Source organism: Amycolatopsis sp. NPDC052450 (genome assembly GCF_044547565.1).
In the GTDB taxonomy this organism is placed as follows: Bacteria; Actinomycetota; Actinomycetes; order Mycobacteriales; family Pseudonocardiaceae; genus Amycolatopsis.
Genome location: NZ_JBIUAQ010000007.1, coordinates 222,564 through 239,606 on the forward strand (window position 1 = coordinate 222,564; position 17,043 = coordinate 239,606).

The 17,043-nt window shown below is 68.2% G+C and carries 19 protein-coding genes; 10 read left to right on the plus strand and 9 right to left on the minus strand.

Going from position 1 to position 17,043, the window contains the following annotated elements:
- Positions 1–13 precede the first annotated feature (13 nt).
- Entirely contained in the window at positions 14–592 is a 579-nt protein-coding gene (locus ACIHAO_RS15110; protein ID WP_396558085.1) for a DUF7010 family protein, read from the plus strand.
- Here the strand turns inward: ACIHAO_RS15110 and ACIHAO_RS15115 are convergent.
- Together ACIHAO_RS15115 and ACIHAO_RS15120 are read right to left on the minus strand one after the other, a co-directional pair.
- Positions 565–1,212, minus strand: coding sequence for a response regulator (locus tag ACIHAO_RS15115; protein WP_396558266.1), 648 nt, complete (start codon positions 1,210–1,212; stop codon positions 565–567). The two genes, ACIHAO_RS15110 and ACIHAO_RS15115, sit on opposite strands and share 28 nt — an antisense overlap.
- 30 nt (positions 1,213–1,242) lie before the next feature.
- Entirely contained in the window at positions 1,243–2,442 is a 1,200-nt protein-coding gene (locus ACIHAO_RS15120; protein WP_396558087.1) for a sensor histidine kinase, read from the minus strand.
- Between the two features lie 224 nt (positions 2,443–2,666).
- Between ACIHAO_RS15120 and ACIHAO_RS15125 the strand changes: the two genes are divergently transcribed.
- The gene (locus tag ACIHAO_RS15125) at positions 2,667–3,218 is read left to right on the plus strand and encodes a DUF4190 domain-containing protein (protein ID WP_125792868.1); all 552 of its coding nucleotides are present in this window, start codon (positions 2,667–2,669) and stop codon (positions 3,216–3,218) included.
- Between the two features lie 77 nt (positions 3,219–3,295).
- Positions 3,296–4,414, plus strand: a complete 1,119-nt coding sequence (locus ACIHAO_RS15130) for an acyl-CoA dehydrogenase family protein (RefSeq protein ID WP_396558089.1) — start codon at positions 3,296–3,298, stop codon at positions 4,412–4,414.
- A gap of 109 nt (positions 4,415–4,523) precedes the next feature.
- Here the strand turns inward: ACIHAO_RS15130 and ACIHAO_RS15135 are convergent, their stop codons facing one another.
- Positions 4,524–4,979: a MerR family transcriptional regulator gene (locus tag ACIHAO_RS15135; protein WP_396558091.1), complete on the minus strand. Its 456-nt coding sequence runs from the start codon at positions 4,977–4,979 to the stop codon at positions 4,524–4,526.
- Positions 4,980–5,108: 129 nt separating this feature from the next.
- Between ACIHAO_RS15135 and ACIHAO_RS15140 the strand changes: the two genes are divergently transcribed.
- Both ACIHAO_RS15140 and ACIHAO_RS15145 read left to right on the plus strand, forming a co-directional pair.
- Positions 5,109–5,906, plus strand: a complete 798-nt coding sequence (locus tag ACIHAO_RS15140; RefSeq protein ID WP_396558093.1) for a TIGR03084 family metal-binding protein — start codon at positions 5,109–5,111, stop codon at positions 5,904–5,906.
- Between the two features lie 98 nt (positions 5,907–6,004).
- Entirely contained in the window at positions 6,005–6,646 is a 642-nt protein-coding gene (locus ACIHAO_RS15145) for a histidine phosphatase family protein (RefSeq protein WP_396558095.1), read from the plus strand.
- Here the strand turns inward: ACIHAO_RS15145 and ACIHAO_RS15150 are convergent.
- From ACIHAO_RS15150 to ACIHAO_RS15165, 4 genes are all read right to left on the minus strand, one after another.
- Positions 6,643–7,848, minus strand: a complete 1,206-nt coding sequence (locus ACIHAO_RS15150; RefSeq protein WP_396558097.1) for a cytochrome P450 — start codon at positions 7,846–7,848, stop codon at positions 6,643–6,645. The genes ACIHAO_RS15145 and ACIHAO_RS15150 overlap by 4 nt on opposite strands.
- Positions 7,849–7,885: 37 nt before the next feature.
- The gene (locus tag ACIHAO_RS15155) at positions 7,886–8,590 is read right to left on the minus strand and encodes a TetR/AcrR family transcriptional regulator (RefSeq protein WP_396558099.1); all 705 of its coding nucleotides are present in this window, start codon (positions 8,588–8,590) and stop codon (positions 7,886–7,888) included.
- 108 nt (positions 8,591–8,698) lie between these two features.
- A complete protein-coding gene (locus ACIHAO_RS15160) occupies positions 8,699–9,691 on the minus strand; it encodes an alpha/beta hydrolase family esterase (RefSeq protein ID WP_396558101.1) in 993 nt (330 codons plus the stop codon).
- A 154-nt stretch (positions 9,692–9,845) separates the two neighbouring features.
- Positions 9,846–11,087, minus strand: a complete 1,242-nt coding sequence (locus tag ACIHAO_RS15165; protein WP_396558103.1) for a glycoside hydrolase family 3 N-terminal domain-containing protein — start codon at positions 11,085–11,087, stop codon at positions 9,846–9,848.
- Positions 11,088–11,356: 269 nt separating this feature from the next.
- Here ACIHAO_RS15165 and ACIHAO_RS15170 point away from each other — a divergent pair, with 269 nt between their 5' ends.
- From ACIHAO_RS15170 to ACIHAO_RS15180, 3 genes are read left to right on the plus strand one after another with little or no spacing between them, the layout of a single operon-like run.
- Positions 11,357–11,707 carry an ArsR/SmtB family transcription factor gene (locus tag ACIHAO_RS15170; protein ID WP_396558105.1) on the plus strand — a complete coding sequence of 117 codons (351 nt, stop codon included), beginning with the start codon at positions 11,357–11,359 and terminating at the stop codon, positions 11,705–11,707.
- Between the two features lie 29 nt (positions 11,708–11,736).
- Positions 11,737–12,231 carry an SRPBCC family protein gene (locus ACIHAO_RS15175; RefSeq protein ID WP_396558107.1) on the plus strand — a complete coding sequence of 165 codons (495 nt, stop codon included), beginning with the start codon at positions 11,737–11,739 and terminating at the stop codon, positions 12,229–12,231.
- Positions 12,228–12,803, plus strand: coding sequence for a TIGR03086 family metal-binding protein (locus ACIHAO_RS15180; protein ID WP_396558109.1), 576 nt, complete (start codon positions 12,228–12,230; stop codon positions 12,801–12,803). Before ACIHAO_RS15175 ends, ACIHAO_RS15180 begins: the two co-directional genes overlap by 4 nt.
- 6 nt (positions 12,804–12,809) lie before the next feature.
- On the opposite strand, the gene ACIHAO_RS15185 is transcribed toward ACIHAO_RS15180, so the two are convergent.
- Positions 12,810–13,223 (minus strand): MerR family transcriptional regulator, encoded by a 414-nt coding sequence (locus ACIHAO_RS15185; protein WP_396558110.1) that lies wholly within the window; start codon positions 13,221–13,223, stop codon positions 12,810–12,812.
- 66 nt (positions 13,224–13,289) lie between these two features.
- On the opposite strand from ACIHAO_RS15185, the gene ACIHAO_RS15190 reads away from it, so the two are divergent.
- Positions 13,290–14,384, plus strand: a complete 1,095-nt coding sequence (locus ACIHAO_RS15190) for an alkene reductase (protein ID WP_396558111.1) — start codon at positions 13,290–13,292, stop codon at positions 14,382–14,384.
- Positions 14,385–14,412: 28 nt separating this feature from the next.
- Positions 14,413–15,738 carry an amidase gene (locus ACIHAO_RS15195; protein ID WP_396558113.1) on the plus strand — a complete coding sequence of 442 codons (1,326 nt, stop codon included), beginning with the start codon at positions 14,413–14,415 and terminating at the stop codon, positions 15,736–15,738.
- A gap of 85 nt (positions 15,739–15,823) precedes the next feature.
- On the opposite strand, the gene ACIHAO_RS15200 is transcribed toward ACIHAO_RS15195, so the two are convergent.
- A complete protein-coding gene (locus ACIHAO_RS15200; protein ID WP_396558115.1) occupies positions 15,824–16,939 on the minus strand; it encodes a cell division protein DivIVA in 1,116 nt (371 codons plus the stop codon).
- Between the last annotated feature and the right edge of the window lie 104 nt (positions 16,940–17,043).

Below are 17,043 nucleotides of genomic sequence, written 5' to 3' on the forward strand. Positions count from 1 at the left end.
AGACCCGAAAGCGATGACGGACGGACAATTCACCAAAGGGCAGCTGATCACGTTGCTGATCAGTTCCGCGATCGGCGTGGGATTCGGTGCCGGGTGGTGGTTCTTCGGCGCCTCATCCGCCGGATCGACGCCGCTGGTCGTGGTGGGTGTCGTCGTGGTGCTGGCATTGGGCGGCTGGCTGGCATTGACCGCCCGCCGGGGTGCCGGTCTGCCCGCGGGCGGAGGCCGGGAGGAAAGCCCGTTCGGCAAGCGGTACGGAATCGCCGTGCTGCTCATGCTGGTGGGGATCTTCGCCGGGGCACGGGTGCTCTCGGCGGTCTTCGAAAGTCCCGAAGCCGTGCCCGCGTGGGTGTTGTTCGTGGTCGGTCTGCACTTCTTGCCGTTCGCGAAGTTGTTCGGCTCGCGGCGTTTCCTGGTGCTGAGTGCTTTGTTGTGCGCCGTCGCCGTGCTGGCGGCCGTGCTCGCGATCGCGGGGTGGACGGCCGCGTGGCAGCTCGTGCCGGGCTTCGGCGGCGCTGTGGTGCTCTGGGCGACCGTCGCCGCCGGGTTGCTCGCGACGGACCGTCAGGGAGCGACAAGCCCGGCTTCGTAGGCGAAGATCGTCAGCTGGACCCGGTTGGTCGCGTCGAGTTTCGCGAAGATGCGGGTGATGTGGGTCTTCACGGTCGCTTCGCTCAGGTGGAGTTCCGCGCCGATTTCGGCGTTGGTCCCGCCCCGCGCGACAGCCGTGACGATATCCCGCTCGCGTTCGGTCAGAGTGCTCAGCCCGGCTCGCGCCCGATGGCGGCGAGGGCTCGTCCTGGTCGCGGCGAAATGCCCGATGAGTGTCCGCGTCGTCCGCGGCGACAGCATCGCCTCACCCGCCGCGACCACGCGCACCGCGTCGATGATCTCCTGCGGTGACCCCTCTTTCAGCAGGAATCCGCTGGCGCCCGCGCCGAGCGCGTCGAACACGTACTCGTCGAGGTCGTACGTGGTCAGGACGAGGACCTTCGGCGGGTTGGGCAGCGCGGTGACGGCGGCGGTCGCGACGAGGCCGTTCATCCGCCGCATCCTGATGTCCATCAGCACGACGTCGGGAGCGTGCATGGTCACCTTCGGCACGGCCTCGTCCCCGTCGCCGGCTTCCGCGACGACCCGGATGTCGCCCGCGCTCGACAGGATCATCGACAAGCCGGTTCGCACGAGGGGATCGTCGTCGACGAGCAGCACTCGCAGTGGGCGCTGGTTCACCCGGACAGGTTAGTGGTGTCCCCAAGGTAGCCAAGCCCGGACGGCGAATGTGCGCTCTTCGGTGGGGCCGGTGCTGACGTTCCCGCCGATCAGCGTGACGCGTTCGCCGATCCCGGTCAGCCCGGAACCCGCACCCGGCGCCTTGCCGGCGGGAGCCGTCGCGGGCAGCGGATTGACGACCTCGACGGTGAGCCCGTTCCCCGGCCCTCCGCGAACCGAAACCTCGGCCGTCGCACCCGGAGCGTGTTTCAGGATGTTGGTCATCGACTCCTGGACGATCCGGTACGTGGTCGTGCCGAGCAACGCCGGCGCGCCGCCCGCGTCGTCGAGCAGGATCGTCACGTTGACCCCGAGCCCGGCCCGCCGGGCGTTGGCGACCAGTTCGGGGATGTCCGCCAGCGTCGGCTGCGGCGGTTCCGGATGCGTGCCGTTCTCCCCGTTTTCGCCGAATCCCTGGCCATCGCGCAGCACACCGATGACCTGCCTCAGGTCTTCGAGCGACTGGCGCGCCGTCGTGCGGACGGTTTTCGCCGCTTCCGTCGTCGCGGGTCCTTTGCTGACTTCGAGCGCGCCCGCCTGCAGGGACAGCAGGGAAAGCCGGTGCCCGAGGACGTCGTGCATCTCGCGCGCGATCCGGGTGCGTTCCGCGCGGCGGGTCATTTCGGCGCGGAGTTCCTCTTCCTTGGCCTCACGGATCGCGAGGGTGTCCTGCATCCCGCGCACGACCCCGACGGTGAGCGGCACGGCCGTCATCACGACGGCGACCGTCAGCGTCCCCATCAGCTGCACCGCGGAGAACTGCTTGCCGACGATCTGCCCCGCGACGGTCACGTCGGGATGGCGGTTGGCGTCGCCGAACAACGCCCACGCCGTGGCGAGGTAGACGAGCACGGACCCGAGCCAAAGGAAACGGTCGCGGCGGCGCGCGGCCACCGCGGCGAGGGCGACCAACGCGGCCAGCGCGTCGGAGCGGAAGCAAAGCGGTGGTACCAAGGCGATGGCGAGGACGAGTTCCGGCCATTTGTGCCGCCAGCAGAGCATGACCGCGGCGCCGATACCGGTGAAGAAGCCGAGCGCGGACCACCAGGTCGGGTCGAACGAGCGCGTCGCCGGAAGATAACCCTGGGCGCTGAAGACGAAAATGCTGCTGATCACGCACGCCGCGACCGCCACCACGGTGAGCACCACACCGAGCACACGCCTTGCCATGCGCTGAGCGTACGCAGGCGGGCCGGGCGACCCGCATCAGCGGAACCGATCCTTCGAAACACGCGAATTACGACTTTCGTCGTAACGGGTCGGCGCGCCGAGGACGATGCGGCCACCTCGGGATCACTGGTTGTATGCCGCCTCGTTCATCCCGTTGGAAAGGAAAAACCCCCGTGACCCAGCAAACCCCCTACACGCCGGCCCCGCAAGCCCCAGCCAGTCCGATGCCGCCCCGCAACGGCATCGGCGTCACGGGCTTCGTCCTCGGCCTGGTGGGGCTGGTCTTCTCCCCGATCCCGTTCGTCGGCGTCATCGCGTGGCCGCTGGTGATCCTCGGCCTGATCTTCTCGATCATCGGGCTGATCCGCGTCAAGAACGGGAAGGCCTCCAACAAGGGGCTCTCCATCACCGGTATCGCCTTGTCCGCACTCGGCCTCGTGGTCTGCGTGGTGTGGATCTTCGTGTTCAACGCGGCGGTCAACGAAGTCAACAACGAGATCAACCGCACCGCGAAGGTGTCCTACGAGATCACCGGTGACGCCACGAACGTCGAGGTCATCTACGGCGAGGTGCTCAACCCCGTCACCGAAACGGTTCCGGCGCTGCCGTGGAACAAGGAAGTCGAGAACAAGGGCGTCTACAAGGGAGGGACGCTCACCGTGACCACCGGCGAGACCGGCGGCTCCGTCACCTGCAAGATCACCGTCGACGGCGCCGTGGTTTCGACCAAGACCGCTTCCGGCGAATTCGCGATGGCCGCCTGCACCGGAGTGTGACGGCCGGACCGTGAAAGGCCTCCTTCGCCATTCTCGGGGTGGCGGGGAGGCCTTCGCGATTCCGGCATGATGCGGTCATGACCCATCCGTTCGCCCCGCCCGCCCACGAACGCCACTGGATCGAAACCGTCACCGAACTGGCCGGCGACTTCGCGGCGAGCGCCGCCGAGTTCGACGAAACGGCCGAACTGCCCATCGCCAACCTCCGCGCGTTGCACGCGACCGGACTCGACAGGGCGACGTTGCCCGCGGAATTCGGCGGTGAAGACCTCAGCTACCGCTCCTACGGCGAGATCGTCCGGATCCTCAGCGCCGCCTGTTCGTCGACGGCGTGCGTCTGGGTGATGCACATCGGCGCCGCGGTCGGGCTGGTCCAGCTGTCCGCTCCCGACGTGGGCCGTTTCTACGCCGGGGAACTCATCGACGGCAAGCGGTTCGCCAACGCGCTGTCGGAACCGAGCGGCGGCAACATGTTCCTGATGCCGCAACAGATCGCCGAGCCAGCCGAGGGCGGGCACCGGCTCACCGGCGCCAAGCGGTTCGTTTCCGGCTGCGAGGTCGCCGACCACTTCCTGGTGAACGCGCTCGTCGACGGCGTGCCGACGTTCTTCGGCGTATCGCCGGACGAAACGATGACCTTCGTGCCCATCTGGGACACGATGGGACTGCGCGCCAGCAGGAGCCAGCTCGTCTCCTTCGAAGGGACGGTCCTGCGAGACGACCGCAGGTGCCCGCCCTCGGCCGGGCAACGCCCGAACCACATCGCGGCGGGGCTCGCCTTCTTGTCCTTGGGGATCGCCGACGCGGCGGAGGACGCTCTGGTCGCGCACTCCCGAAGCCGAGTCATCCCGGTGACCGGACAGCCGCTCGCCGAAATGCAATGGCTGCGGTTCGAAGTCGCGGACGTCCACACGCGCCTCGAAGCCGCGCGTATGTATTCCCGGAACATGGCGTGGCTGGCGGATCAGAACTCGCCGGAATTCCTGCCCGCGACCATGACGGCGAAGGTGCTCGCGAACGAGATCGCCCGTGACGTCGCCCAGTTGGCGCTGAAGGCGGGCGGCGGTTCGGGCTTCCTGCGCACTTCGCCGATCCAACGGCTGTTCCGGGACGCGCAGGCAGGCGGCCTGATGGCCTACTCGGCCGAAGTCTGCAAGGACCGGATCGGCAAGACGGTGCTCCTGCCGCAGGACTGACCTCGGATGGCCGGCCGGGTGACGTCAAGCCCGGCCGGTCCCGCCGAAGCGGGTCAGCAGCAGCCGGTGCCGCTGCAGTCGCAATCGCAACAATCGTCGATACGCATGGTCATCCACCTCCTCCCTCGGGTTCGCGGTCAGGCGGGCACCAGGCGCCGGGAAGCGGATCGGCGCACTTGGCGCCGGACATCCCGGACAGCATGGAAGTGAGTTCGGCGTGCAGTTCGCCGAGCCGCGTCATCTCCGCTTCGATCTCGGTGAGATGGCGTTCCAGCATGGTTTCGGCGGGTTCACACGGGCAGACCCCGGTGTCGCGCACGCTCAGCAGGTCACCGATCTCCGTCAGCGTCAGCCCGAGCCGCTGGGTGCCGCGGATGAACCGCAGCCTGTCGATGACGTTCTCGTCGTAGCGCCGATGCGCCCCGGTCGTCCGCGCCGGGGCGGGCAGGAGACCGATGCGCTCGTAGTAGCGCACGGTGTCCGGTCGCACCCCGGCGCGGGCGGTCACCTGGGACATGGACAAGGCCGCCAACGCCGTCGTCGCCTTCGTCGCTTCGGTTCGCATGACACGAGGGTAGAACTTGGACCTGGCTCCAGAATCAAGCCCGGAATTCGACTGGGCTCATCAGGAGAAGACGACGGCCCCGCGCGTCCGCATCATTCGAAAGGGTGGAAACGGCGAGAGGACGGCACGGTGACTGACTTCCGGAACGTGATCAGGGACCTCACCACGGAGGGCGAACAGGTCGACGCCCTGGTGGCCGGCCTGGACGACGCGGGATGGGAGCTGCCGACACCCGCGGCGGGCTGGTCGGTCAAACACCAGATCGCCCATCTCTCCTTCATCTTCAAAATCGCCGGATTGTCCGCGGGCGAACCGCGGAAGTTCGCCGAAGTCATGAAGAGCTCGATGGTGCGCGGGTTCGACGCCGCCGTCAATGCGGCCCTCGACGACTACCTCGGCGACCCCAACGAGGTCCTGCTCGGCCGCTGGCGCGCCGAACGCGACGCCGGCATCAAGGCGCTCGCCGCGGTGCCGGCTGACCAGGTCGTGCCGTGGCTGGTCAACCCGCTGCCGCCGGCGATCCTCGCCTGCGCCGGGATGATGGAACTGTTCGCCCACGGGCAGGACGTCGCGGACGCGCTCGGCGTGCGGCCGGAGCGGACGGACCGGCTCGCGTACCTCGTCGGCTTCGCCGTCCGGGTGCGGGACTTCGGCTACGAGGCGCGGGGCCTGACCCCGCCGGAGCAGGAATTCCGGTTCGAGATCACCTCGCCGTCCGGCCGGTTGTGGACGTTCGGACCCGAGGACTCGCGGCAGCGGATCACCGGGAGCGCGGAGGACTTCTGTCTCCTCGTGACGCGGCGTCGTCATCGCGAGGACCTCGACATCCAAGCCGAAGGCGCACTGGCGGATCACTGGCTGGACATCGCGCAGGCGTACCGCGGCCCCGCGGGCGAGGGACGTGCGCCGGGACAGTTCGACCGCTGAAAACCGCGCCACTTCGGTGGCGATTACGGCATCCTGGAAGTCGCGATCAACTCCGCTCGGTGCGATCGTCGTCGGCACACGGGGTCTAGGAGGCGATCGTGGCAAGGGTGTGGCTGATCAGGCATGGGGAAAGCGAGTCCAACGCGGGTCTTCCCGGCGGGGAGCCAGGGGCTTCGGCGCTGACCGGACTCGGCAGGCGGCAAGCCGTCGAAATCGCGGATTCGCTGGCCGAACCGCCTCGGTTGATCGTGACGTCTCCGTTCGTGCGGGCGCGGCAGACCGCCGAGCCGACGATCGAGCGGTTCCCCGGCGCGGAGGTCGAGGAGTGGCCTGTCCAGGAGTTCACCTTTCTCGGCGAACTCCATGGACAGGTCACCACCACCGCCACCCGTAAGCCGTACACCGAGGCCTACTGGGATCGGGCCGACCCCCACCACGCGGTGAACGGCGCGGAATCCTTCGCTGCCCTCTACGCCCGGACCCAGGACTTCCTGGCGCGGTTGGGAGAACGGGAACCGGGCCCGATCGCCGTCTTCACGCACGGGCTCTTCATCCGAGCGGTCATGTGGTCACTGCTGACCGGGATCACCACCCCGGACAGCGAGGCCATGCGCGGATTCCGGACGTTCGCCGACACCTATCAGGTGCCGAACGGCAACATCACCGAATTGCGGTACACCTCCGGAAAGCGGACTCCGCGAGTGGTGGTGCCGCTCGCCTCCCGGTTCGCCGGCCGCTAGGGCTTCAGCAGCAGCTGGAGCTTGTTCACCCCGGTCATGTTCGGGCTGGGGATGAACGACGGCGGAACGGCCGGATCGGTACGCAGAGCCGGGAACCGGTCCAGCAGGATGTTGAGCGCCGTCTTGCCTTCCAGCCTGGCGAGCGGGGCGCCGATGCAGAAATGGATCCCGCGGCCGAAGGCCAGATGCGGATTGTGCGACCTCGCCGGATCGAAGGTGCCCGGATCCTTGAACGTGCGCGGATCCCGGTTCGCCGCCGCGACCCAGATGGCGAGCATGCTGTCCGCGGGGACCGTCTTTCCGCCCAGTTCGACGTCGGTCGTCGTGGCGCGGGCGACGAGGGCGAACGGGCTGAGGAAGCGCAACGATTCCTCGATGGTGGCGGGCAGCAGCGCCCGGTCCTCGCGGACGCGCCGGTACTCGTCCGGATGGGAATCCAGGCACAGCACCGTGTTCCCGAGCAGCATCGTGGTGGTGATGTGCCCGGCGAGCAGCAGCACGTTCGCGAAGTTGACGACCTCGTTCTGCGTGAGTTTCGTGCCGTCCACCTCGGCTTCGACGAGTTTGGTCAGCAGGTCCTCGCGTGGGTTCCGCCGCCGGTCCTCGACGTGCTCGGCAAGGTAGTTCACCAGGTTCTTCAGCTGCTCCGCGGTTTCCTCGGAGGCCTTCTTGTCCTCTTCGGTCTGCTTGATCAGCGACCGCTGCTGGCTGTTCCGCAGCATCGTGTCGACCCATTCCTTGAACAGGTCGCGATCGCTCGCCGGGATGCCGAGCAGTTCGGCGATGACGATCACCGGCAGCGGATAAGCCAGATGTGTCACCAGTTCCATCGAGTCCGCGCCGTCGACCGCGTCGAGGAGTTCGTTCGTCAACGCGGCGATCCGCGGTTCGAGATCCGCGACGACCTTCGGCGTGAAGGCGTGACTCACCAGCGTGCGCAGCTTCTTGTGGTCCGGCGGGTCCATCTGGAGCAGGTTGCCCTCGACGAACAGTTCCTTGTCCGGTGCGATCTCCTGAGGGATCAGCCGGGCGGTGTCGGAGGAGAACACCTTGGGATCACTCAGGGTCTCCAACGCCTCGGCGTGGCCGTAGACGTTCCACATACCCGTCTCGGCGTCGAAGTGGACCGGGTCGGCCGGGAATTCTCCTCGAAGCCAGAACTGGCCTTCGTGGACACCCCAGGTTTCGGCGATCGTGGTCATGGCTTGCCCCCTTCTTCTCGTGGTGGAGGAGCTCGGATCAAGCGGGCTCCCCGGCACCGTCCTTCCGGTAGATCCAGGCGCGATAGGACGAGATCAGCTCACGGAACGCCTGGATCACTTCGGCCGCGGTGGCGGCCACATTCGCCGTGGACGGTGGCTCCGGCGGCTCGAACGCCGTCCGGATGATGTGCGCGAGGGCGTCGGCCTTCTCTTCGGAGGTGAGGCCGGTGCCGTCGGTGGTGAAGCTGTCCATCAGGTAGAACCCCAGCGCCGAGGCGCGGAGGGAAAAGAGCAGGTTCGGGATGTCGCCGCGCAGGAGGCCCCGGTCGGTCATCGTCTTCAGGTACCGATCGGTCACGACCGCGTCCTGATCCTGCAAGGGATGTTTCTTCAATCTCCCCAGCATTTCGGTGTTGCCGGTGATGAGTGCGCCGAGCAACGGGTTTCGCTGGGTGTGCAGGAAAACGGCCCGATGGAACCGATGCGGGACGACTTCCGCCGGATCCTCCTCCAGCCGATCGAGAATGGTCTCGGCGGCTCGAAGGGATTCACGCAGGAGCAACGCGTGGAAGAGGGTTTCCTTGGTGGGCCAATGCAGGTAGATCGTGCCCTTCCCGATGCCCGCCTGGCTCGCGATGTCCTCGATGGTCACCTTGCGATAGCCCAGCCGCGACAGCAGGACACCGGCCGCGTCGAGGATGCGATCGGCGCGGCCGGCGGTGCGGTCCGGACGTTCTGCCACGTGCGCTCCCAGTCTCTGACTTTGTGACCAGATTTGTTCATCTGGTCATCCGGTCAGGTTCGACGGTAGCGCCAGGCGCGGGGATCCGGCAAGGAAATGGACGAGTTCTTAACGCAGACGGTGGGCGAGCATGAAGTTCCAGATGACCGGCGTGGCGTCGATGACGGTCGGAGTGGCGGAGTCGTTGTTCGGCGCCGTGCTCGGCCAGACATGCCCGGCGCCTTCGACCCGGTAGTGCTGGAGCGAGCAACCGAGCCAGCGCTGGACGGTGACGTCGGCCTGCGGCGAGTACTGGACCGGGCGCGGAAAGCAGCCGTTCCGGTCGGACCACGCGGCGAGCCAGTCCGGCAGTGTCGGCAGGCCCTTTGCGGGATTTCCGGTGTAAGGGATCGTCGCGTCGGCCGTTCCGTGGAAGTCGAGGATCGGCGCGGGACGCGACGGGTGGCATTCGCCGCCTTGCGGATAGAACGCGCCGGCGACCGGGGCGAACGCCGCGATCCGGCCCGGCATACGGCAAGCGAGGACGCCGACGAACCCACCGCCGTTCGACTTGCCCGTCGCGTAGATCCGGCGGGAGTCGACGCACAGTTCACGCTGGAGCGTGTTCAGCAGATCGCTGGTGAAGAGCACGTCGTCAGCGGCCGCGGAATACGGCGCGCCGGTCCACGCCGACTCTCCGTCAGTGCCCGCAAGTCCTTGCGGGTAGACGGAAATCGCGTCATACGCGGAAAACCCGGACAGCTCCTCCTGGTATTTCGACGTCCGTTTGTGGCCGTGGAACGACAACACCAGCGGGTACGGCCGCGAAGGCCGGTATCGCGCCGGAACGTGCACCGTGTACTCGCGGACCAAGCCTCCCGACGTCACGGTCCGCAGTGTCGTCGCCCCGGCCGGCACCGGGGACGGCCGGTGACAGCCGGTGGTCCGCACCGGCTGATCGATCGGCGACGGCGCAGCCGACGCCATTGGCGCGGCCGACGCCAACGGTGCGGCCGACGCAACCGGTACGGCCGACGCCACCGGCGCGGCGAGCAGGCTCAGTCCGGCAGCGGCGGTGGCCGCCAGAGCGAGACGGCGCAGGGACATCGTGGGACCAGGCACGCGATCCTCCTTGATCGGGCGGCAGGGCGGTGATCAGGGTCACCCCTGACGCGGGCCTGGTCAGCATTGTGTTCATTGAGTTTTCGGACCGCTTCTCACGTCACCCCGCCGGGCGACCCGGCCTGAGCGCCTCGCGGGGCTGGGCTGGAGCCGGTCAGCCGCAGGCGTGTTTCGCCGCCAGCACACGGGTCACTGCCTCGTCGACCCGGGCGGCCGGAAGGTCGCCGGACGCGAGCGCTTGCTCCAGCGTGGCCAGCACCGTGCCGACGTTGCCACCGGAAGACCACAACGCCTGATCCGCCCCGGCCTGCAAGGCCTTGAGCACAGCCGTCTGCAACGGGTACTGCGACGTGATCGCCTTCATCGCCCCGAGATCGTCCGTGATCACCGGGCCGTCGAACGCGTAGTCCTTCCGCAGCAGCCGGTACGCCGGCGCCGACAGGGTCGACGGTGTCCCGCCGGTCAGGTCGGGTACGTCCAGATGTCCGACCATGACCCCGATCTCGCCGTACTCGCCGATGTCGCGGTACGGCACCAGGTCGACCTTGCGCAGCGAGGCCAGCGGCGGCGTCCGCACCAGTCCCTTGTGGGAGTCCCCGGTGGCGTGCCCGTGCCCGGGGAAGTGCTTCAGCACCGGCTGCACCCCGGCGTCCCGCAGGCCCTGCGCGAACGCCAGGACGTACTTGCGCGCGACCTCCGGATCCGAGCCGAACGACCGGTCGCCGACGATGTCGCGGTCCGGCTGGTCGGTGATGTCGGCGTCGGGCGCGTAGTCGACGGTGACGCCACGAGCTCGCATCTGCCGTCCTCGCTCGGCGGCCTTCTTCCGCACCTGCGCCGGCGTCAGGGTCGAGGCCATCTTCCTGGCACTGGGCATGTTGCCGTCGAGGGCGTCGATCCGCTGAACACGACCGCCTTCCTCGTCGATCGCCACCGATACCGGGATCTTCGCGGCGCGTTGGACCTCGTCCAGCACGCCGTTCTGCAACAGGGCCGTCTCGTTGCCGCCGAGGAAGATCCCGCCGACCTGCTGATCGCGTACCAGTTTCACCGCTGCCTGCGGGTCACCGGCGTTCACACCGACTACTACCAGTTGGGCCAGCCGCTGCCGGGGGCTCATCCCGGCGACGACGGCTTCGCAACCCGGAGCAGGCGCCTGCTCCGCCCTCGGTGACGGCGAGGGCGCGGGCTTGCCTGAGCTGGACGGGCTCGACGCGACACCGCTGCTCGGCGGAGGTACCGTCCCCGCTGGCTGTGCCGAGCCTGCCTGGTCGTCCGCCGTGCCGCATTGCACGCTGGTAAGGAGAACGGTGGCCGCTCCCAGGATGACGGCCGCCCACCGCTTCGTCGTCTTCGGTCGCCCGGAGTTCATCGGCTCGTTTCGTTCGTCGTCCATGCCGGTATCGACGGTAACCCCAGTTGCCCTTTCGTACGCGCTCGCGTGTCCATTAGTGCGAGACCGGCTCGGTCCCACCCCCTTCCTCTTTCGTGTTCTCCCTCGTCAAGCCGCTGCTCGGACTTGACAACTCGATCTGCTCCGCCGTAGATTACCACATGGTTATGAAACCGCAAGGTTATCCATCGTCGCGGCGCCGATGACCGCCGATCGTGAGAACTGGAAGTCGTGAGAACCGTTCGAACTCAGGAAATGGAAGGCGGGCGACCGTGACACAGGATCTGCTCGATGTCACCTTCGCGGCACTCGCCGACCCCACCCGCCGCGCGATCCTCGCGCGGCTCGCCCGCGGTGAGGCCACGGTGACGGAGCTGGCCGAGCCGTTCGCGATGAGCCAGCCCGCCATCTCCAAGCATCTGAAGGTGCTGGAGCGGGCAGGGCTGGTGGCAAGGGGGCGCGATGCTCAGCGTCGCCCCTGCCGTCTGGTGGCCGATCCGCTGAAGAACGCGAACGAATGGCTCGGCGGCTACCGCCGCCACTGGGACGAGACCTTCTCGCGGCTGGACCTCGTCCTGGACGAAGAGATGAAGCACCCGGAGCGTCGGGACGAGACCGATTGACCACCGCACGAGCGGAAAGGAACAGCACGATGGGACGCACTCTCAGCGTGACGAAATCCGGCGATCTCGAGATCGTCATGACGAGGTCCTTCGACGCGCCGAGGGCGTTGGTGTTCGACGCGTGGACCAAACCGGAACTGGTGCGCCGCTGGTTCGGCCCGCGCGACTGGGAGGTCGTCGAATGCGAGATCGACCTGCGGGTCGGCGGCGGATGGCGTTACCGGCTGCGCCAAGACGGCGGGACGGAGATGCTGCTGCAGGGGGTCTACCAGGAGATCGACCGTCCGGAAAGGCTCGTCTCCCTCGAGACGAACGAGGATTGCGATGCCTCGGAAGGTCAAGCCTTGGCGACGCTGACGTTGGTCGAACACGGCGGAGTCACCACGCTGACGCAGGTCGTGCGGTACGCCTCGGAGCGGATCCGGGACGCAGTGCTCGAATCCGGGATGGAGCGGGGTGTCGGTGAGGGCTTCGACAAGCTGGCCGAGGTCGTCGCCACTCCGGAGAGGGCGGGAACACGATGACCGCCATCGCGGACCGCTACCGCGTCCGGGCCGACGCCTTCGAGAGCAAGGTCGCCGCCGTCGAATCCGGGCAATGGGAGAACAGGTCGCCCTGTGAAGAGTGGACTGCCAGGGATGTCGTCGGGCACATCGTCGACATGCACGGCGCGATGTTGCGTCCCTTCGGACGTGATCTCGGGCCCGCTCCCTCGCTCTCGGATGATCCGCTCGGCGCCCTCCGGGCGGCTCGGGCCGATGTCGAAGCCATCCTCGCCGACCCCGTGCTCGCGGCCACCGAGCACGAGACACCGGCGGGGAAGATGACCGCCGAACAGCACATCGACCAGGTCGTCAGCGCCGACATGGTGCTCCACGGCTGGGATCTGGCCCGTGCCACCGGTCAGGACGACACGATCGATCCGGAGGAGGTCGCCCGGATGTGGCCCGGCGTTCAGGCGATCCCCGAACAGATGAGGATCCCCGGCGCTTTCGGGCCCGGCATCGTCGTCTTCGGCCCTGAAGTGAAGGTGCCCGAAGGCGCACCCTTGCAGGACAGGCTGCTCGGGCTGCTGGGCCGCGACCCGAAAGCCTGATCAGGGTCAGACATGGATTCCACGGTGCCGCCGGACGGGCCGGGAAGGAACCGGTACCTCGGCGGTGTCGGTCCCCTTGGCCGCGGCCAGGACACGCTCCAGAACCGATAGAGAGGTGGTGAGCAAGGAGATCTGGTTCTGGATCCGAGTCTTGGCGATCTCCAGTTCGCCGGCCATTCCCGGCGAAGGCACCAAATGCGCGTGGTCCCCGGAAACACAGGGAAGGAGTTCCGCGATCTTGCCGCTGCACAACCCGGCCGAATAGAAGAGCTGGATCTGCAGCACCCTGGCGATGTCGTCTTCGGTGAAGGTCCGGTAGCCGTTGCCGCATCGATCGGGACGCAGCAGGCCTTCCGTTTCGTAGTACCGCAACGAGCGGACGCTCACTCCGGTCCGCTTCGCCAGTTCGCCGATCCGCATCGGTCCACAGTAGCCGCGGAATCGAGGTTGACCGTGACGCCGGTGTCAGGGTTTAGCTTCGCGTTCATGAGGTTGCTCGAAGCATTCCGTGGCACGGCGATCCAGTTGCCGAACCGCATCGCGATGGCCCCGATGACCCGGGGGCGCGCCGACGATGTCACAGGCGTGCCGCATCCGCGGACGGCCGAGTACTACGCGCAACGCGCGAGCGCCGGGCTGATCGTGAGCGAAGGCGTCTGGGTCGACCAGACCGGCAAGAGCGGTCCGGGCATCCCCGGACTCGCGACGGAACGGCAGGCCGATGCCTGGCGTGCGGTGACGGAAGCCGTGCACAAGGAAGGCGGCCGGATCTTCGCGCAGCTTTGGCACTCGGGCCGGGTCAGTCATCCCGGTGTGATGGGCCGGACGCCGGTGGCGCCGTCGGCGGTCCGGCAGGCCGGGCGGATCTTCTCGGCCGATGGCTGGACGGACACGGTCGAACCGCGCGCGCTCGGCGAGGAGGAGATAGGTGAGGTCGTCCGTGGCTTCGCCGAGGCGGCACGCCGGGCCGTCGAGGCGGGATTCGACGGCGTGGAACTCCACGGTGCCAACGGCTACCTCATCCAGGAGTTCCTCGCTCGCAACACCAATCTCCGGGAGGACCGTTACGGCGGTTCGGTCGCCGCCCGGCTCCGCTTCCCGCTCGAGGTGGTGGCAGCCGTGACCGAGCGGATCGGTGCGGTCAGGGTCGCTCTGCGGATTTCGCCGGGCAACCCGGAGAACGACATCGTGGAAGACGACTGGAAGGAGGTGTACTCACGACTGCTCGAGGAACTACGCCGGTACGAGCTCGCGTACCTGCACGTCATCGACACTCCTGACACTGAGGCGTTGTCCCACCTGCGGCCGTTGTGGCCGGGGACGCTCGTCGCGAACCTGCGTTCGGAGGAACCGACTTCCCGGGACGAGGGTGAGTCCTTGATCGAAGCCGGTCTCGCCGATGTGGTCGCCTTTGGACGGCTGTTCATCGCGAACCCGGACCTGCCCGCCCGGTTCGCGCTGGGTGCCCCGCTCGCTCGGGCCGACCACGACGTCTACTACGGCGCCCGGCTCGACGGCTACACCGAATTCCCGGCGTACGGACCGGACTCGGCGAAGTTCGCCTGTTCGGCGCGCAGCTGATCTTCACCGGCCGCTCTACAGTGCGGGGATGGTCAAGACGGCAGTGGAAATCGCGGCGGCTGTGCGTGCCAAGGAGCTCGACCCGGTCGAGGTGACGCGAGAGGCGTTGGCCCGGATCGCGGCGGCGGACGGGGTGGTCGGCGCGTTTCGCCGGGTCAGGCATGAGGAGGCGTTGGCCGAGGCGGCCGCCGTCGCCGAACGCGCGGACCTGGCCGACCTGCCGTTGGCCGGCGTGCCGATCGCGGTCAAGGACGTCGCGCCGGTCGAGGGCGAATACGCCTCGTGGGGTTCGCGTGCGGGCTCGTCCGCGCTGTCCACAGAGGACGGTGAGATAGCGCGGCGACTGCGGGCCGCCGGTGCGGTGATCGTCGGCCTGACCCGGGTGCCGGAGCTGTGTGTCTGGCCGTCGAGCGACGGTCCGGACGGAGTGGCGCGCAATCCGCGCAACCCGTCCTACGCCGCGGGCGGTTCGTCGGGCGGGAGTGCCGCGGCCGTCGCGGCCGGGCTGGTGCCCATCGCGCACGGCACCGATGGTCTCGGCTCGATCCGGCTGCCGTCCGCCATGTGCGGGCTCGTCGGTCTCAAACCCGGTAAGGACGTGGTCCGCGTACCGGGGGAGAGCGGCTGGTTCGGCCTGTCCACACACGGTCCGATGACGACCACCGTGGCCGACGCGGCCGTGCTGATGTCAGTCCTCGCCGAGAAGCCCGGCCTGGCGGACGTTACCGATCCGAAGCGGTCCCGCATCGCGCTGTCGACTCAGGTCCCGTTGACGAGGGCGCCGTTGCCGCGCGCGTTCGGCCGAGCCGTCACGAGGGCCGGCGAGCTGTTCCGCGAGGCCGGGCACACCGTCGCGCCCGGCGCGCCTCGATACAGCGCCGGAGCGGTCGGTGGTCTCTTCGCGCGCTGGGTCTCGGGCCCTGCCGAGCAGGCCGAGGGCTTCGATCTCGGTGCTCTCCAGCCCCGGACGCGCACACACGTCCGGCTTGGGCGGCTGCTGGCCAAGCGTGTCCGGGACAGCACCCGTGAGCGCTGGCTGGAGCGTGCCGAGGAGTTCTTCGCCGACCACGACGTCCTGGTGACGCCGATGCTCGCGACCCTTCCGCTCAAGGCACGCAGGTGGCACGAAGCCCGGTGGATCGCCAACGTCCTGCCGTCCGTACGCGTGGCGGGCTTCGCGGGCTTCTGGAATCTCGCGGGCTACCCGGCGATGTCGGTGCCGGTCGGCGTACATCCTTCGGGCATCCCGGCCTGCGTCCAGCTCGTCGCCGCACCTGGCGGGGAAGCACTCCTCCTCGGCCTCGCCGCCCAGCTCGAAGCGGCCAATCCCTGGCCTCGCACCACCGCCTCCTGACGGCGTCCGAAAAGAGAGCAAGGGACCTTTGCTATCGCTCTCCAAGAGAGAGTGACAGCAAAGGTCCCTTGCTACTTCGCGCAGGTCAGGAGCCGGTTTTGGCCGGTGAGGGCTTCTGGCCGTTCGCCTTCGGGCCGCCCTGCTCGTTCTGTCCGTTCTTCGGCGCAGCGGCGGCAGGCGCCGGAGAAGCGGGCTTGGCGGGAGCGGATTTGGCGGGAGCCGGGGCCTTCGACGCGGGCGGCTCGGCGGGCTTGCCGGCGGGCTTCGTCTCCGCGGCCTTGCTGTCGCCGCCGACGAGCTTCGAAGCGTGCGGGATCACCGACTCCTCGGGCAGCGCCGCGAGCATCGCCTCGCTGCCCTTCAGGACCTCGTCGGCCTGCATCAGGCTCTTGCGAGCCTGCTCGCGGATCTCCGCCAGCCGCTCGACCTTCCGCTGGGCGGCGGTCGTGCGCTGGGCGGCTGTCGTCGTGGCCTCGTCGAGACGGCGCTTGGCCTCGGCCGTGGCCTCGTCGATGCGGCGCTTCGCCTCCGCGGTGGCCTCCGCGATCCGGCGTTCGGCCTGGTTCTTGCTGGCCGTCTGCTGGTCGGTGATGTGCTTCTCGTGCGAGGCGCGCTGAGCCGCGATGGTCTGCTCGAACTCGCGCTCGATCTTCCGGCGCTTGCGCTCGGCCTCGTTGTCCAGCAGTTCCCGGCGCTGGGCGGCCTCGACGGTCAGCCGGTGGACCTCGGCCCGCGTTTCGGCGAGCGCGGATTCGTGTTCGGAGTGCAGTGCGTCCGCCTGCTTGTCCAGCTCGGCGACGAGCCGCGTGTACCGCTCACGGAGCTTCTTCGAAGCCTCGCTCGAGGACGCCCAGTGCTTCTCGGCCGCGACCTCGGCACGCTTCGTGATCTCGTCCGCGCGCGCCTGAGCGAGCGTGACGGTGCGCTGCATCCGCTCGTCGAGGTCTTCGAGCCGCTCCGGCGGCTTCTTCAGCTCCTCGATCCTGGCGTTCAGCTTCGCCACCTCGTGGCGGACGGTTTCGAGTTCGCGGGTGGCCGAGGTCGCCTGCGCGATCGCGGCGTCGCGGTCGGTGATCACGCGATGCAGCTGGGATTCGAGATGATCCAGATACTGGCGCACTTCGTTCCGGTCGAAGCCGTGCCAGGCCTGGGTGTACTCGCGCCGCAGGGGCAACAGGCCGTTGTCTCGCTCGGGAACCATGGTCACGACGGTACCTGCGTACCCGGCGTCGCCGTTGTCAGGCTTGGTGATTCACCGACGTGTGTCGGCTCTCAGCTGCGATCCCTCACCTGAATGGCCGCCAC

Bases quoted from the DNA above. Each gene is read 5' to 3' on its own strand.
- ACIHAO_RS15175 (WP_396558107.1), top strand. From the start codon at position 11,737: ATGGGACGCACTCTCAGCGTGACGAAATCCGGCGATCTCGAGATCGTC.
- ACIHAO_RS15180 (WP_396558109.1), top strand. From the start codon at position 12,228: ATGACCGCCATCGCGGACCGCTACCGCGTCCGGGCCGACGCCTTCGAG.
- ACIHAO_RS15185 (WP_396558110.1), bottom strand. From the start codon at position 13,223: ATGCGGATCGGCGAACTGGCGAAGCGGACCGGAGTGAGCGTCCGCTCG.
- ACIHAO_RS15150 (WP_396558097.1), bottom strand. From the start codon at position 7,848: ATGACCACGATCGCCGAAACCTGGGGTGTCCACGAAGGCCAGTTCTGG.
- ACIHAO_RS15125 (WP_125792868.1), top strand. From the start codon at position 2,667: ATGCCGCCCCGCAACGGCATCGGCGTCACGGGCTTCGTCCTCGGCCTG.
- ACIHAO_RS15120 (WP_396558087.1), bottom strand. From the start codon at position 2,442: ATGGCAAGGCGTGTGCTCGGTGTGGTGCTCACCGTGGTGGCGGTCGCG.
- ACIHAO_RS15190 (WP_396558111.1), top strand. From the start codon at position 13,290: ATGAGGTTGCTCGAAGCATTCCGTGGCACGGCGATCCAGTTGCCGAAC.
- ACIHAO_RS15200 (WP_396558115.1), bottom strand. From the start codon at position 16,939: ATGGTTCCCGAGCGAGACAACGGCCTGTTGCCCCTGCGGCGCGAGTAC.
- ACIHAO_RS15130 (WP_396558089.1), top strand. From the start codon at position 3,296: ATGACCCATCCGTTCGCCCCGCCCGCCCACGAACGCCACTGGATCGAA.
- ACIHAO_RS15110 (WP_396558085.1), top strand. From the start codon at position 14: ATGACGGACGGACAATTCACCAAAGGGCAGCTGATCACGTTGCTGATC.
- ACIHAO_RS15165 (WP_396558103.1), bottom strand. From the start codon at position 11,087: ATGGACGACGAACGAAACGAGCCGATGAACTCCGGGCGACCGAAGACG.
- ACIHAO_RS15195 (WP_396558113.1), top strand. From the start codon at position 14,413: ATGGTCAAGACGGCAGTGGAAATCGCGGCGGCTGTGCGTGCCAAGGAG.
- ACIHAO_RS15135 (WP_396558091.1), bottom strand. From the start codon at position 4,979: ATGCGAACCGAAGCGACGAAGGCGACGACGGCGTTGGCGGCCTTGTCC.